The sequence below is a fragment of the Paragemmobacter ruber genome (genome assembly GCF_009908315.1).
In the GTDB taxonomy this organism is placed as follows: Bacteria; Pseudomonadota; Alphaproteobacteria; order Rhodobacterales; family Rhodobacteraceae; genus Paragemmobacter; species Paragemmobacter ruber.
The window spans coordinates 1-15178 of the sequence record NZ_JAAATW010000010.1; the positions used below are offsets into that span (position 1 = coordinate 1).

16 protein-coding genes and 1 tRNA gene are annotated in these 15178 nt (G+C 65.2%); 12 read left to right on the top strand and 5 right to left on the bottom strand.

Annotated elements, in window-relative coordinates; genetic code table 11:
* On the top strand, positions 1-1193 hold a 1193-nt coding region (locus tag GU920_RS19110), incomplete at its 5' end, for a Hint domain-containing protein (protein ID WP_201744258.1).
* A gap of 220 nt (positions 1194-1413) precedes the next feature.
* Here GU920_RS19110 and ykgO read toward each other — a convergent pair.
* Positions 1414-1539, bottom strand: a complete 126-nt coding sequence (gene ykgO / locus GU920_RS19115; RefSeq protein WP_100196728.1) for a type B 50S ribosomal protein L36 — start codon at positions 1537-1539, stop codon at positions 1414-1416.
* A gap of 72 nt (positions 1540-1611) precedes the next feature.
* Positions 1612-1686 (bottom strand) — tRNA-Val (locus GU920_RS19120).
* A gap of 136 nt (positions 1687-1822) precedes the next feature.
* Here GU920_RS19120 and GU920_RS19125 point away from each other — a divergent pair.
* Positions 1823-2686: an N-formylglutamate amidohydrolase gene (locus GU920_RS19125; protein WP_161768705.1), complete on the top strand. Its 864-nt coding sequence runs from the start codon at positions 1823-1825 to the stop codon at positions 2684-2686.
* Positions 2687-2689: 3 nt separating this feature from the next.
* Here GU920_RS19125 and GU920_RS19130 read toward each other — a convergent pair whose 3' ends face one another.
* Positions 2690-3943, bottom strand: a complete 1254-nt coding sequence (locus GU920_RS19130) for a DNA polymerase IV (protein WP_161768718.1) — start codon at positions 3941-3943, stop codon at positions 2690-2692.
* A 107-nt stretch (positions 3944-4050) separates the two neighbouring features.
* Between GU920_RS19130 and GU920_RS19135 the strand changes: the two genes are divergently transcribed.
* From GU920_RS19135 to GU920_RS19145, 3 genes are read left to right on the top strand one after another with little or no spacing between them, the layout of a single operon-like run.
* Complete coding sequence (locus GU920_RS19135) at positions 4051-4929, top strand: SPFH domain-containing protein (protein WP_161768706.1); 879 nt, start codon at positions 4051-4053, stop codon at positions 4927-4929.
* Positions 4929-5201 (top strand): NfeD family protein, encoded by a 273-nt coding sequence (locus tag GU920_RS19140; RefSeq protein ID WP_161768707.1) that lies wholly within the window; start codon positions 4929-4931, stop codon positions 5199-5201. Before GU920_RS19135 ends, GU920_RS19140 begins: the two co-directional genes overlap by 1 nt.
* Complete coding sequence (locus GU920_RS19145; RefSeq protein ID WP_161768708.1) at positions 5191-5625, top strand: NUDIX hydrolase; 435 nt, start codon at positions 5191-5193, stop codon at positions 5623-5625. Before GU920_RS19140 ends, GU920_RS19145 begins: the two co-directional genes overlap by 11 nt.
* Here GU920_RS19145 and pyrF read toward each other — a convergent pair.
* Positions 5600-6295, bottom strand: coding sequence for an orotidine-5'-phosphate decarboxylase (gene pyrF, locus GU920_RS19150; RefSeq protein ID WP_161768709.1), 696 nt, complete (start codon positions 6293-6295; stop codon positions 5600-5602). The genes GU920_RS19145 and pyrF overlap by 26 nt on opposite strands.
* Positions 6296-6399: 104 nt before the next feature.
* Here pyrF and GU920_RS19155 point away from each other — a divergent pair, with 104 nt between their 5' ends.
* From GU920_RS19155 to clpB, 5 genes are all read left to right on the top strand, one after another.
* On the top strand, positions 6400-7293 hold the full coding sequence (locus GU920_RS19155) for an ROK family protein (protein ID WP_161768710.1): 894 nt from the start codon (positions 6400-6402) through the stop codon (positions 7291-7293).
* Entirely contained in the window at positions 7286-8005 is a 720-nt protein-coding gene (locus tag GU920_RS19160) for a copper homeostasis protein CutC (RefSeq protein WP_161768711.1), read from the top strand. Before GU920_RS19155 ends, GU920_RS19160 begins: the two co-directional genes overlap by 8 nt.
* Before the next feature lie 9 nt (positions 8006-8014).
* Positions 8015-8788, top strand: coding sequence for a hypothetical protein (locus tag GU920_RS19165; protein ID WP_161768712.1), 774 nt, complete (start codon positions 8015-8017; stop codon positions 8786-8788).
* A complete protein-coding gene (locus GU920_RS19170) occupies positions 8785-9609 on the top strand; it encodes a TolB family protein (protein WP_161768713.1) in 825 nt (274 codons plus the stop codon). The genes GU920_RS19165 and GU920_RS19170 overlap by 4 nt, the downstream gene beginning before the upstream one ends.
* 152 nt (positions 9610-9761) lie before the next feature.
* Complete coding sequence (gene clpB, locus GU920_RS19175) at positions 9762-12374, top strand: ATP-dependent chaperone ClpB (RefSeq protein WP_161768714.1); 2613 nt, start codon at positions 9762-9764, stop codon at positions 12372-12374.
* Between the two features lie 69 nt (positions 12375-12443).
* Here the strand turns inward: clpB and GU920_RS19180 are convergent, their stop codons facing one another.
* Positions 12444-12923, bottom strand: a complete 480-nt coding sequence (locus GU920_RS19180; protein WP_161768715.1) for a fasciclin domain-containing protein — start codon at positions 12921-12923, stop codon at positions 12444-12446.
* Positions 12924-13214: 291 nt separating this feature from the next.
* Between GU920_RS19180 and msrP the strand changes: the two genes are divergently transcribed.
* Positions 13215-14126: a protein-methionine-sulfoxide reductase catalytic subunit MsrP gene (gene msrP / locus GU920_RS19185; protein ID WP_161768716.1), complete on the top strand. Its 912-nt coding sequence runs from the start codon at positions 13215-13217 to the stop codon at positions 14124-14126.
* Positions 14126-14734: a protein-methionine-sulfoxide reductase heme-binding subunit MsrQ gene (msrQ, locus tag GU920_RS19190; protein WP_161768717.1), complete on the top strand. Its 609-nt coding sequence runs from the start codon at positions 14126-14128 to the stop codon at positions 14732-14734. The genes msrP and msrQ overlap by 1 nt, the downstream gene beginning before the upstream one ends.
* Positions 14735-15178 lie beyond the last annotated feature (444 nt).

The window sequence follows — 15178 nt, forward strand, 5'->3', positions numbered from 1 at the left end:
GCGGCGCGGGCGATGACACGCTCGACGGTGGCGGCGGCAATGACACGCTGGCGGGCGAGGGCGACAACGACCTGCTGCGCGGCGACGGCGGCAATGACAGCCTGATCGGCGGCAGCGGCAACGACACACTGCAGGGCGGCACCGGGAATGACACGCTCGATGCAGGCGATGGTGCCGATGTCCTGGATGCCGGTACCGGCGATGACAGCCTGAACGGCGGCACGGGCGACGACACCCTCACCTCCGGCGACGGCAACGACACCGTGACCACCGGCGACGGGGCCGATGTCCTGATCCTGACGGCATCGGGCGGGGCGGATCGCATCACCGATTTCAACATGACCCGCGTCAACGGGCGGACGGTTGATCAGATCGACGTCTCCGATCTAACCAATGCCAATGGCGATCCGATCCGCTGGCGTGATGTCACCGTCACCGATACCGTCGGTGATGGATCAGGCGATGCCGTGCTCACTTTCGCCAATGGCGAAAGCATCATCCTCGAAGGCGTCACCGTGGCCGAGGCGCAGGGTCGCGCGAATCTCATCGCCATCGGCATCCCGTGCTTTGTCACCGGCACCCCGATCCGCACCCCACAGGGCTGGACCGCTGTCGAACAGCTTGCGCCCGGCGATCTCGTGGTCACGACCGAAGGGTTGCAAAGCGTGCGCTGGGCCGGACGGCGCCGCCTGTCGCGCGCCGATCTCTCCCGCCAGCCCGACCGCAAGCCGATACACTTTCCCGCAGGGGCCATCGGCAACACGGTTCCGCTGCGCCTGTCGCCCCAACATGCCGTTCTGATGCGCGACCGGGACGGGATGCCGGTCTTGGTGCGTGCCAAGCATCTTGCAGAGATCGGCTTTGGTGGGGCGCGCGTGGCGCTGGGCGTGCACGCGCTGTGCTATCACCATATCCTGCTGGACAGGCACGCGGTTGTCTGTGCCGCCGGGGCGGCGACCGAAAGCTTCTACCCGGGTCCGCTCGCCTTGCAGATGCTGGACTGGCCGTCTCGACTGTCCTTGCTGGCGGCCATCGGCGCGGGCGAAAACGGCGCCGGGGCTCTGCAGGTGGATGACCTCGCCCGTCGCTACGGTCCCCGCATCCACCCTCTGGCCAAACGGAAGGGGCTCTCGGGTCTGTCGGTCCTGCCCTTCGCGGAACCCGCAAGCCGCGATCGGCAAAGCTGCGCCTGATCCGTCGGCCGGGCCGCAGAAACGATTCGTCGCGGCATGGTTAACGCCGTTGGAACGCGACGCGCGTATGCACGCCCGTCTGCACGCGTTCCTGCACCACTTCCGGCACGTCTCGAAACGCCGATCCGTGCTGATTAATGCAGCGTTCCCAAAGACTTGACCGCGCAAAAGGAAAGGGCCGCCCCGGGGGGCGGCCCTTCCATCCGGCACGGCCGGAAGATCAGCCCTGACGGGCCTTGTACCGCTTCTGCGTCTTGTTGATCACATAGACGCGGCCCTTGCGGCGCACGATCTGGCAATCGCGATGACGCGTCTTGAGCGAGCGGAGCGAATTCGCCACCTTCATCGTTCTTCTCCCATTCGCGGCGCGCAGCGCCTTGAAATCCTTGATGTTTCCCCTTGCGGGCAAACGGTGAAATGGTGGGCGGTACTGGGATCGAACCAGTGGCCACTACGATGTCAACGTAGTGCTCTACCGCTGAGCTAACCGCCCACGCTCCTTCACTTTTCCGCCCGGCATCAATAAAAATGACGCGGGCGGATCCGCGTCGGTCGTGGGGTCTATAAAAGGAGTCGTCCCCGGGTTCAAGGGGTTTTGGCATCCGCAAAATCCCGGCTATATCTGGCGCATGACGCATGACGCCTTCACCCTGCACCTGCCCGACCTGCGCTCCACCCCGGTGGTGTTCTCTTCACCCCATAGCGGCGCCGATTATCCGCAAAGCTTTGTTTCGCAAAGCCTTCTTGACGCGCGCGCGATCCGGTCGTCTGAAGATGCCTTCGTGGATCGCCTGTTCTCCGCCGCCCCCCGTTTCGGCGCGCCCCTGATCGCCGCCCGCATCCCGCGCGCCTATATCGACCTGAACCGCGCCGCTGATGAACTGGATCCGGCGGTGATCGAAGGCATCGACCGCGCCCCGCACAACCCCCGTGTCTCCTCCGGCCTCGGTGTGATCCCCCGCGTGGTGGCAGGCGGGCGGGCGATCTATCGCGGCAAACTTTCGCGGGCCGAGGCGGAAACCCGCATCCTGCGCTATTGGCACCCCTATCATGCTGCGCTGAAAACCCTTCTGGATGAAAGCCTTGCCCAGTTTGGCGAGGCGGTTCTCATCGACTGTCACTCGATGCCGCATGAGGCGATCGAGGCGCATGCCCGCCCCGGCCATCCCCGCCCCGATGTGGTGCTGGGCGATCGTTTCGGGGCCGCCGCCGCCCGCGATGTCGTGGACAGGGTCGAAGCCGCCTTCGCCGCCGCGGGCCTGCGTACGGCGCGCAATGCCCCCTTTGCCGGGGCCTATATCGCGCAGGCCCACGGTCGCCCCTCGCGCCGCCAGCATGTGGTGCAGATCGAGATCGACCGCGCGCTGTACATGGATGAGGCGCGCATCCAGCCGCGGGCGGATTTCGCGCAGTTTCAGGCACTTGTGACCGGCATCATCGCCGAGATCACCGCCGTTTCCCGCCCCGATGCGCGGCCGCTCGCGGCGGAGTAGCACTCAGCGCAGGGCGCGGCCCTTGATGATCGCGTCATGGCCGAACCGCGCGCGGATCGCATCCGCCGCCCGCTCCGCCTTGGCGCGGCGCCCGGCATTGGGGTCCAGCAGATCGCCCGAAAGATCGGCCTGCTCTTCGCCTACCAGATCGGCGATCCCCACACCGATCAGGCGGAACGGCCCTTTCTTGCCGGCGCTGTCGAACAACTCACGCGCCACCCGATAGATGCGATCGGCCATCTGGGTGGCATCGCCCACACCCTGCCGCCGCGTAACCGTCTGAAAATCCTTGTGCTTCAGCTTCAGCGTCACCGTCCGCCCTGCCAATCCGTTGGCTTTCGCGCGATCCGCCACCTGTTCCGCCAGCCGCCACAGATGCCCATCCAGAACATCGGAATCGCCCGTGTCTTCGTGAAACGTCGTCTCTTTGCTGATCGACTTCGGCCGTTCGTCCCGGCTGACCCGCCGCTGATCCTGCCCGCGCGCCAGATGCCACAGCCGATCGCCCATGCTGCCGAACCGCGCCACCAGATCAGCCCGCTCCCAGCGCAGAAGATCGGCAATCGTCCGGATTCCCGCCGCCTCCAGCGCCGTCTGCGTGGCGGTGCCGACGCCCCAGATGATCCGCACCGGCTTTGGCGTAAGGAAACCCTGCGTCTCGTCCCGCCCGATCACCGAAAACCCCTTGGGCTTGTCGAGGTCGGATGCGATCTTGGCCAGAAACTTGTTGTGGCTCAACCCGATAGAGCCTGTCAGACCCAACTCCACCTCCATCCGCCGCACCAGCCGGGCCAGCATCACGGCGGGCGGGGCACCGTGCAGGCGCGCGGTTCCCGACAGGTCCATGAACGCCTCGTCCAGGGACAGGGGTTCGATATCGGGCGTCAATTCCTCCATCATGGCGCGGATCTTCCGGCTTTCGGCCACATAGGCCCCCATGCGCGGCTTCACCACCACCGCCTGCGGACAGAGCTTGAGCGCTTGAAACATCGGCATCGCCGACCGAACCCCGGAAATCCGCGCGATGTAACAGCAGGTGGATACCACCCCGCGCGTTCCGCCCCCCACGATCACCGGCTTGTCGCGCAACGCGGGATTGTCGCGCTTTTCCAAGCTGGCATAGAAGGCATCGCAATCCATATGCGCGATGGACAGATCGAACAGCTCGGGATGCGCCAACACGCGCGGGCTGCGGCAGGCGGGGCAGCGCGGGCCGGCATCGAAGGTCGTCAGGCAATCGCGGCACAGGGCGGGCATGGCCGCCATCATGCACCCGCGCCATGCGCCCGTCCATGCCCCGCCTCTTGCGCCAAAGGGGCCGAAGCGCCATGATTCCGGCAAAGGGTTTTCAGGAGGTCGCGGACATGCTGTCCGAAATTCTTGGCGGCAATGCCGTCTTCCTTGCCATCGCCATCTTCATCATTCTGTGCATCTTCCTCGGCGTGCGGATCGTTCCGCAATCCGAAAAGCATGTCGTCGAACGCTTTGGCCGCTTGCGCGCCGTGCTTGGGCCGGGGATCAACTTCGTCGTCCCCTTCCTTGACCGCGTGCCGCACAAGATTTCCATCCTCGAACGGCAGCTTCCCAACGCGTCGCAGGATGCCATCACCGCCGACAACGTGCTGGTGAAGGTGGAAACCAGCGTCTTCTATCGGATCACCGAACCGGAAAAGACCGTCTACCGCATCCGCGATGTGGATGCCGCCATCGCCACCACCGTGGCGGGGATCGTGCGGTCGGAAATCGGCAAGCTGGAACTGGATCAGGTGCAATCCAACCGCGCGCAACTGATCGAACGGGTGCGCGAACAGGTGCGCATGATGGTGGATGACTGGGGGGTCGAGGTGACGCGGGCCGAAATCCTAGACGTCAATCTGGATGAGGCGACCCGCGCCGCGATGCTGCAGCAACTCAACGCCGAACGCGCCCGCCGCGCGCAGGTGATGGAGGCCGAAGGCAAGAAGCGCGCGGTCGAACTTGCCGCCGATGCCGATCTCTATGCCGCCGAGCAGGCCGCGAAAGCCAAGCGCATCACGGCGGATGCCGAAGCCTATGCCACGGGCGTGATCGCGGGGGCCATTACGGCCAACGGGTTGGAGGCCGCGCAATACCAGATCGCCATGAAACAGGTCGAGGCGCTGGCGCAGGTCGCCGTGGGCGAGGGCAAGCAGACGATCCTTCTGCCCGCCAATGCGCTTGAAGCCTTTTCCGATGCCTTCCGTCTGATCCGGGGCAAAGCGTGATGGGGTGGAATGTCTGGTGGGTCTGGATCGTTGCGGGCTTTCTGATCGGCGCGCTCGAGATCGTGGTGCCAGGCTACATCTTCCTCGGCTTTGCGATCGGGGCGGTGGTCACGGGCATTCTTGTGGGGATCGGGATCGCACCCGCAAGCCCGGCGCTGCTGGTGCTGATCTTTGCGGTCTGTTCGCTGGTGGCATGGTTCGCCCTGCGGCGGACGATGGGTGTGCGCGAGGGACAGGTGAAGGTCTGGGATCGCGACATCAATGACAATTGAGGGCGGCTTTGTCGGGGCCAAGGCCGCGCTGTTCTGCGGCCACGCCGTCCTGACCCTGCTGCGTGATACCCATCCCGGGCTGCCTTGGCCGGGGATGTGGGACCTGCCCGGTGGCGGCAGGGAAGGGGACGAATCGCCCGAGGATTGCCTCTTGCGCGAACTGGACGAGGAATTCGGTCTGCGGCTTCCGCCGTCCCGGCTGACGGGGCGCTGGGTTCTGCCGTCCCTGTCCGATGCGTCCCGGCAGGCGGTGTTCTTTTCGGGCGTGGTCACACGGGCCGAGGTGGCGGCCATCCGGTTCGGGACGGAAGGGCAGGGCTGGGCGCTCATGCCCTGCGCCGAATTCCTGGCGCATCCCAAGGCCGTGCCGGGATTGCAGGACCGCCTTCGCCTTGCCCTCAGCGCGCAGGCAATTCCGCAATGACCGCGCGCGCCGCGGCGGCCGGGTCATCGGCCTGCCAGATCGGGCGCCCCACGACGATATGATCCGCGCCGTCGGCCACCGCCTGATGCGGCGTGGCGATGCGCTTCTGATCCCCCAGCGCCGCGCCGGCCGGGCGCACACCCGGCGTCACGATCAGCCGCCCCCTGGCCTGCGGCAGCGCGCGGATCATCGCGGCCTCTTGCGGGCTGGCGATCACGCCATCGGCCCCGGCCTCCAACGCCCGCGCCGCGCGTTCCAGCGTGATGTCGTGGATGTCGCCGGGTTTGATCAGGTTCGCATCCAGATCGGCACGGTCCAGCGATGTCAGGACCGTGACGGCAAGGATCTTCAGGTCGGTTCCCGCCTTGCCTTCGCAGGCCGCGCGCACCACCTGCGGGTCGCCATGCACGGTCAGGAAATCCAGGTCATAGCGCGCGATCCCGCGCGCCGCGGCCTCGATGGTGGCGCCGATATCGAACAGCTTCAGGTCCAGAAAGACGCGCTTGCCCAGCTCGCCCTTCAGCTCGTTTGCCAGTGCAAGGCCGCCCCCAGTCAGCATGCCCAGCCCGATCTTGTAAAAGCTGGCCGCGTCCCCGATCCGCTGCACGAGGTCAAGCCCGTGCACCACGTTCGGCACATCCAGCGCCACGATCAGACGGTCGTCAGACATGGGGTTCCCCTTCGCATGCGGTCGCGGCCAGATGCGCCGCAAGCACGGGGCTGTCAAGCCGCGCGATCCCCGCTAGGATCGCGCCGCAGGGCAACGGGGCGGACATGATCCTTTGTTTCGACATTGGGGGAAGCCGGATCAAGGCAGCGCGCGCGCGAGCCGGAAGGCTGGAGCCTTTGGGCGACACGCCCACCCCGCGCGATGATTTCGCCGCCTTCACCGCCGCTCTGGCCGCGTTCCTGCGCGGCCACCGCCCGGTGGGCATTGCCATTTCCATCGCCGGCGTGGTGGATCCAGAAAGCCAGGTGATGCGTGTGGCCAATATCCCCTGCGCCGATGGCCGCCGCCTTGCCCCCGATTTGCGGGCCGCGCTGGGCCTGCCCGTGCTGGTCTTGAACGATGCTGACTGCTTCGCCATGGCCGAGGCGCGGCAGGGCGCGGGGCAGGGACATCGCACCGTGTTTGGCGTGATCCTTGGCACCGGGGTGGGCGGTGGGTTGGTGATCGACGGGCGGCTGGTCACCGGCCCCGGCGGCTATGCCGGGGAATGGGGCCATGGCCCGCTGGCAAAGATACAGGTCGAGGGGCTGACCTTGCCGGAATTTCCCTGCGGTTGCGGTCTGACGGGCTGTCTTGATGCCGTGGGTGGCGCGCGGGGGATCGAGCGGTTGCATCAGGCGGTTCATGGCACGGATGCCACCTCGCATGCCATTCTGTCCGCGTGGCAGGCGGGCGATGCCTCGGCCACGCGGACGGTTGCCGTTTGGCGCGCGCTGCTCGCCCCGCCACTGGCCATGATCCTGAATACGGTCGGGGCCTCCATCGTGCCGGTGGGCGGTGGCCTGTCGAACGTGCCCGCGTTGATCGCCGCGCTGGATGCCGCCGTGCGCGGGATGATCCTGCGCCGGACGACCGCGCCCCTTATCGTGCCGGCCCAGTGCCGCATCGAACCCGGCCTGATCGGGGCCGCAACTGCGGGCGAGGCCGCCTTTGGCTGATATCCTGTTGGAGGTTTGTGTCGAGGATGCCGCCGGTCTGGGTGCTGCCCTGCGCGGCGGTGCGGGGCGGATCGAGCTGTGTTCCGCCCTCGCGCTGGGTGGTCTGACGCCCTCGCCCGGCCTGATGCAGGCTGCCGCACAGGCGGGGCGCCCGGTGCTGGCGATGATCCGCCCCCGCGCGGGCGATTTCGTCTGGTCGAGTGAAGATTTGCGCCAGATGCGTGGCGACATCGCCGCCGCGCGCGCGGCAGGTTTGGCGGGCGTGGTCCTTGGGGCATCGCGCCCGGACGGGCGGTTGGATGAATGGCTGCTTTCCACCCTGATCGCCGAGGCGGCGGGAATGGATCTGACGCTGCATCGCTGTTTTGATCTGACCCCCGACAAGGAGGCCGCGCTGGAAACGGCCGTCGCCTTGGGCTTTTCGCGCATCCTCACCTCGGGCGGGGCGGCCACCGCGCCGGAAGGGGCCGAAACGCTGGCCCGCCTGTTCGCGCGGGCCGGAGCGCGCATCTCCATCCTGCCCGGCGCGGGGATTTCTCCGGCCACGTTGGCCGCGCTGGCCCATCTGCCCTTGCGCGAGGTGCACGCCTCCTGTTCCATGGCCGAACCGGCGGCCCCCGGCATCGCGGCGCTTGGCTTTGGTACCCCTGAACGCAGGGTCACGTCCGAGGCGGCGACACGCGCGCTTGTGGCCGCACTGAAAAAGATGTGAGGCGAACCAGTGCAGATCAGTATCACCTATGACCGCCCCGACGATGGCCCCCGATCGGGCCCCGTGCAGGTGGGTTGGTTCCTTGCCTCGGACAAGGGGGCGGTGCTTTACGACCCGCCGGAACGGCTGGTGTCGCGGCAGGTCAGCCGGACGCATGCCAAAAGCGCCAGCCGCTGCCCGGCGGTGATCCAGATGGAAAGCCGCTATTTCGTGGTGAAATGCCCGTTCGATCTGCACATCGGCTTTACCCGCGACGACAAGGGCAAGGCGGTGCTGGTGAACCGCGCGGGGGCCTCTTCCCCGATCCGAAGCAACAAGCTGAACGAGGTGCTCACGCTGGTGAGCGAGGCAGAGTGGCGCTATCCCGACCGCCCGACCGTTCAGTTGCACCTGCCCTATACCTTTATCGCCGACGAACCCGTGTGGATGACGCAGGTCGGCACCTTCGCCCATTACCGCAAGGATCCGCTGCCCGGCACGATCTTTGGCGGGCGGTTCCAGTTGAACCTCTGGCCGCGCCCGCTGATGTGGGCGTTCGAATGGCACGAGCCGGAGAAGGACCTTGTCCTGAAGCGCGGCGAGCCGCTGTTCTACTGCCAGTTCGAACATGAAGGCCCCGACCGCCCGGTGCAGATGGTCGAGGCGGACAAGACGCCCGAACTCATGGCCTATATGGAAAAGATCTCGGGCGTGGTGAATTACGTCAACCAGACCTTCAGCCTGATGAAATCGGCCGAACAGATGCGCCCGCCCCGGCTGCTGAAGCCCAAGGATCGGGCGTGAAATCCCATCTGGCGATCTGGGATCTGGCGCAGGGTCAAATGCGCCCGGTTCTGACGGTCGATCACAGGATCGAAGCGCCGAATTGGCACCCGGCGGGCGATCATCTTCTCGTCAATGGTGATGGCGGGCTGTTCCGTGTGCCATTGGATGACCCACGGCTCACGTCGGTCGAGACGGGCGTCGAAGGTCGCTGCAACAACGATCATGGCTACAGCCCCGATGGCGCGCTGCTGGCCTTCTGCTGCCATCGGGGGCAGGGGTCCGAGATGTTCGTGATGCCCGCCCGCGGTGGTGCGGCGCGGCCCGTGGCGCCCGCCCCGCGCAGCTGGTTCCATGGCTGGTCGCCCGATGGCGCGCGGCTGGTCTATGCCGCCGCGCGTGGTGACAGCCGCGAGGTGGACATCTACACCCTGCCCCTATCGGGTGGGGCGGAAACCCGCCTGACGCAGGGCGGTGGTCATTCCGATGGTCCCGATTACGGCCATGACGGGCGGCACATCTTTTGGAACTGTGACCGCGATGGTCATGCCCAGATCTGGATCATGGCGGCGGATGGGTCTGGCGCGCGCGTGCTGTTCCGCGATGATCATGTGAACTGGTTTCCCCATCCGTCGCCCTGCGGCCGCCATCTGATCTACCTTGCCTATCCGCCGGGGACAGAGGGGCATCCGCCTGATCTGCCCGTGGCCATCGTGCTGTGCCGCCCGGATGGCAGCGACCGGCGGCGGATCGTGGAAATCACCGGCGGCCAAGGCACGATGAACGTGCCGAACTGGGCGCCGGATGGCAGCGCCTTCGCCTTTGTCCATTACACCCCCTGACCGCCGGGCCAGACGGCGCAGAAATCTTTGCGCCCCACCCGCGCGGCAATCTTGCAACAGCCCCGCATCCCGCCCATCTTTGCCCTGAGGCCGGTGCGGGCGTGCCTTTTCAGGGCGGCTGCAGGACGGTGCTATGAAAAGGAGATACGCCGATGAACCTTGAAAAGTTCACGGAACGCTCGCGCGGGTTCCTGCAGGCCGCGCAGACGATTGCCATGCGGGAAAGCCATCAGCGGCTGGCGCCCGAACATCTGCTGAAAGCCATCATGGATGACGATCAGGGGTTGGCTGCCAACCTCATCCGCCGTGCCGGGGGCGAACCCGCGCGTGTGGCAGAGGCCGTCAATCTGGCGCTGTCCAAGCTGCCGAAAGTGTCGGGTGACGCCCAGCCTTTCACCGATCCGGGCCTTGTGAAGGTCTTGGATGAGGCGGAGAAGGTTGCCAAGAAGGCGGGTGACAGCTTCGTTCCCGTCGAGCGCATCCTGATGGCGTTGGCCATGGTGCCCGGCAATGCCAAACAGGCACTGGATGCCGGTGCCGTTACGGCGCAAAAGCTGAACGCCGCGATCAACGACATCCGCAAGGGCCGCACCGCCGATACGGCAAGCGCCGAGGAAGGCTATGACGCGCTGAAGAAATACGCCCGCGACCTGACCGAGGCGGCCGAACAAGGCAAGATCGACCCGATCATCGGCCGCGATGAAGAGATTCGCCGCGCCATGCAGGTGCTTTCGCGCCGCACCAAGAACAACCCCGTCCTGATCGGCGAACCCGGCGTCGGCAAGACGGCCATCGCCGAAGGCCTTGCCCTGCGCATCGTCAACGGCGACGTGCCCGAATCCCTGCGCAACAAGAAGCTCATGGCGCTGGACATGGGCGCCTTGATCGCAGGCGCGAAGTATCGCGGCGAATTCGAGGAACGGCTGAAGGCCGTGCTGAACGAGGTGACCTCTGCCGATGGCGAGATCATCCTGTTCATCGACGAGATGCACACCCTTGTGGGCGCGGGCAAATCCGACGGCGCGATGGATGCGGCCAATCTGATCAAGCCTGCGCTGGCGCGGGGAGAACTGCACTGCGTCGGCGCCACCACGCTGGATGAATACCGCAAATATGTGGAAAAGGACGCGGCCCTCGCCCGCCGCTTCCAGCCGGTGATGGTGAACGAACCCACGGTGGAAGACACCATCTCCATCCTGCGCGGGATCAAGGAGAAGTATGAACTGCACCACGGTGTCCGCATCAGCGACTCTGCGCTGGTGGCGGCGGCGACCCTGTCGCATCGCTATATCACCGACCGCTTCCTTCCCGACAAGGCGATCGACCTTGTGGATGAGGCGGCCAGCCGCCTGCGGATGGAAGTGGACAGCAAGCCCGAGGAACTGGACGCGCTGGATCGTCAGATCCTGCAATTCCAGATCGAATCCGAGGCGTTGAAGAAAGAGGATGACGCCGCCTCCCGCGACCGGCTGGAAAAGCTGGAAAAGGAACTGTCCGACCTGCAACAGCAGTCGGCGGCGATGACCGCAAAATGGCAGGCAGAACGCGACAGTCTGGAACAGGCACGCGAGTTGAAGGAACAGCTCGACCGCGCCCGCGCCGAACTGGAACAGGCCAAGCGCGAGGGGGACTTCGCCAAGGCGGGTGAACTGCAGTACGGCCGCATCCCGGGGCTGGAAAAATCCCTGGCCGAAGCGGAGGCCCGCGAAGGCGAGGCGCTGGTGTCCGAAGCGGTGCGTCCCGAACAGATCGCCGAGGTTGTGGAACGCTGGACCGGCATTCCCACCAGCAAGATGCTGGAAGGCGAGAAGGAAAAGCTGTTGCGGATGGAAGAGGAACTCGGTCGCCGGGTCGTCGGCCAGCGGCAGGCGGTGGAGGCGGTATCGAAAGCCGTCCGCCGCGCCCGCGCGGGGCTGAACGACGAAGGCCGCCCGCTTGGATCGTTCCTCTTCCTTGGGCCAACCGGCGTGGGCAAGACGGAACTGACGAAGGCACTGGCCGAGTACCTGTTCGACGACGATTCCGCGATGGTCCGCATCGACATGTCGGAGTTCATGGAAAAACACGCCGTCGCCCGCCTGATCGGCGCGCCCCCCGGCTATGTCGGCTATGACGAAGGCGGGGTGCTGACCGAAGCGGTGCGTCGCAAGCCCTATCAGGTCGTCCTGTTCGACGAGGTGGAAAAGGCCCATCCGGACGTGTTCAACGTCCTGCTGCAGGTCCTCGATGATGGCATCCTGACCGATGGTCAGGGCCGGACCGTGGACTTCAAGCAGACGATCATCGTCTTGACCTCGAACCTCGGGTCGCAGGCGCTGTCGATGCTGCCGGATGGCACGGATGCCGCGCAGGCCAAGCGCGAGGTGATGGAAGCGGTGCGCGCGCATTTCCGCCCCGAATTCCTGAACCGTCTGGATGAGACGATCATCTTTGATCGTCTGGGCCGCGCCGACATGACCGGGATCGTGGACATCCAGCTGCGCCGCCTTGAAAAGCGGCTGGCACAGCGGAAGATCACGCTGGACCTCGATGCCGATGCCCGCGCCTGGCTGGCCGAGGAAGGCTATGATCCCGTTTATGGCGCCCGGCCGCTAAAGCGCGTCATCCAGCGTCAGTTGCAGGACCCGCTGGCCGAGATGCTGCTGGCGGGCGACATCCTCGACGGGTCCACCGTCCATGTCACGGCGGGGGCAGAGGGGTTGATCGTGGGCGACCGTGTGATCGCATCCCGGCGCGACCGTCCGGCACAGGCGGTGGTGCACTGAAACGAAAAGGGGGCGCAGCCAGCGCTGCGCCCCCCGGTCCGGTCCCTGGTCCGACAGGGAGATGCCGGATCAGCCTTCCGGCGGCAGGATGACCGAGTCGATCACGTGGATCACGCCGTTCGACGCGGCCACATCGGGCGTCGAGATGACGGCGCCGTTGACCTTCGGCCCGCCTTCCAGCGTGATCGTGATGTCCTTGCCGTTCACGGTGGTGGCGGTCATGCCTTCCGTCAGGTCCGACGACATCACGGCGCCGGGGACGACGTGATAGGTCAGGATCGCGGTCAGCTGGTCCTTGTTTTCGGGCTTCAGCAGCTCTTCGACGGTGCCGGCAGGCAGCGCGGCAAAGGCGGCGTCGGTCGGCGCAAAGACGGTGAACGGACCTTCGCCCTTCAGCGTTTCCACAAGGCCTGCCGCTTCCAGCGCGGCGGCCAGCGTGGTGAAGTTCCCGTTGGCAACGGCGGTGTCCACGATATCGGCGTCCTGAGCGTAGGACGGCATGGCAAACGCGACCGCGGTGGTCAGGGCGAGAAAGGTTCTGCGGATCATAGGTGTCACTCCCGTTTGATCTGACTGCCGTGATTGGCACAGTGGTATATGGGGCGGGACTGCGACCAGATGACCCCTAACACATCCGTTTACAGGTCTTGCCATGGCGCGCGCGCGGCCTAAGCCGGGCCGGATTTGCGCTTCAACTCAAAATGGTGTGACGGGGTTTTATCAGCCGTTACTGAAACGGAACATCTTTCCGCTACGTAGTGAGAACGTGAAGGGCGCACGTTTGCCTTTCCGTGACGGCCCGCCAACATTGGCCTAACAGGATGAAGAAGGGAAACGCGAATGACGGCATCGAAACTTGGCTGGTCCGATGTGACCCCAAAGTCACTTTTCCTGAATCGCCGCACGCTGATCGCCGGGGCGGGCGCGATGCTGGCCGCTGGCCCCGCCCTTGCCCGGATCGACGCCGCGCCGAGCGTATTCTCCACCGACGAAACGCCGAACACATTCGAAGAGATCACCACCTACAACAACTTCTATGAATTCGGCACAGGCAAGGAGGACCCGGCCCGCAACGCCGGCGCCTTGACGACCGATCCGTGGTCCATCGTCATTGACGGCCTTGTGGATCGCCCTGGCACCTATGACCTTGCCGATGTCATGAAGGACCAGCCGCTGGAAGAACGCATCTACCGCTTCCGCTGCGTCGAGGCGTGGTCGATGGTCATTCCCTGGATCGGGTTTGAACTGGCGGGGCTCTTGAATCGCGTGGGGGTGCAGCCGTCGGCCAAGTATGTGGCCTTCGAAACGCTCGTCCGGCCCGAAGAGATGCCGGGTCAGCGCCAGCCCATCCTCGAATGGCCCTATCGCGAGGGCTTGCGGCTGGATGAGGCGATGAACCCCCTTACCATCCTTGCCACCGGGCTTTATGGCGAAGAGATGCCAAAGCAGAACGGCGCGCCGATCCGTCTGGTCGTTCCGTGGAAATACGGCTTCAAGTCGATCAAGAGCGTCGTGCGGATCAGCCTTGTCGCGGATCAGCCGCAGACGACGTGGAACATGCTGCAGCCATCGGAATACGGGTTCTTTTCGAACGTGAACCCGCAAGTCGATCATCCGCGCTGGTCGCAGGCCTCCGAACGGCGCATCGGCGCGGGCCTTTTCGCGGGCCGTCAGGACACGCTGATGTTCAACGGCTATGAAGAACAGGTGGCCTCGCTCTACGCCGGTATGGATCTGGTGGCGAACTACTGATGGACCGGTTGAATCAGATCGCCCGACGGGTTCCGGTGAATGCCGTCTATCTGGCGGGGGTGCTGCCCTTTCTCTGGATCGTCTGGCTTGCCTTTTCCGGCGGGCTGGGCGTGGACCCGGTCAAGGCGATCGAGTTGCGGCTGGGCGAGCTGGGGCTGCAATTCCTTGTGGCGGGGCTGTTCATCACGCCCCTTCGCTGGGCGGGGCTGAACCTGATGCGGTTCCGCCGGGCGATCGGTCTTCTGGCGTTCTTCTATGTCGGCATGCACCTGCTGACATGGGTCATCCTCGACATGGGCCTGCGCTGGGAGGAGATGGCGGCCGATCTGGTCAAGCGGTGGTATATCATCATCGGCATGATCGGTTTTCTCGCGATGGTTCCGCTGGCCATCACCTCGAACAACGCCGCGATTCGCAGGCTGGGCGCTGCCGCCTGGCAGCGGCTGCACCGTCTGACCTATGTCGCGGCCCTGGCTGGGGCGATTCATTATGTGGTGTTGGTGAAGGCATGGCCGGTAGAGCCGCTGATCTATCTTGGCGTGATCTGCCTCTTGATCGGCGCAAGGCTGTGGCGCAACCGGCGCCACAGTGCGCCACAGGTGGTTTGACCCTGCGGCAAGGGATAGCCCGGCATCATTTTCTTGCTGCAATGCAGCGGTCGCTGTGCCGAAAGTTTCCCCAAGCCCAAGATATTGTGGATAAATCCGGCATAAGGAAAAAAATCGCGGGTTTCTCATTTTTCCCTCTTGCGGCCCCCGGCGCACCTCCGTAAATAGCCCCTCACCGAAGCGGAACAGCAACGGTGGCGGACGGAAGCGACGACGAAGCGAAAGCGGAAACGAAGCAGAAAGCCGGAACATCTGAAGACAAGGCGGACGGGGATACGCTAGGAAGCTGGCGCCCTGATCTTTTTTGTCCTTGGATAGCTCTTTGACATTGATGGATTTATGAAGGGATATGCGGGCGGTTTGGGCGCATCGGCGTTTGGATTGTTTGCATATCGGCTCACTAGGGTGGTAACATCCGATGATGTGAGTGTCAGCTTCACTGTC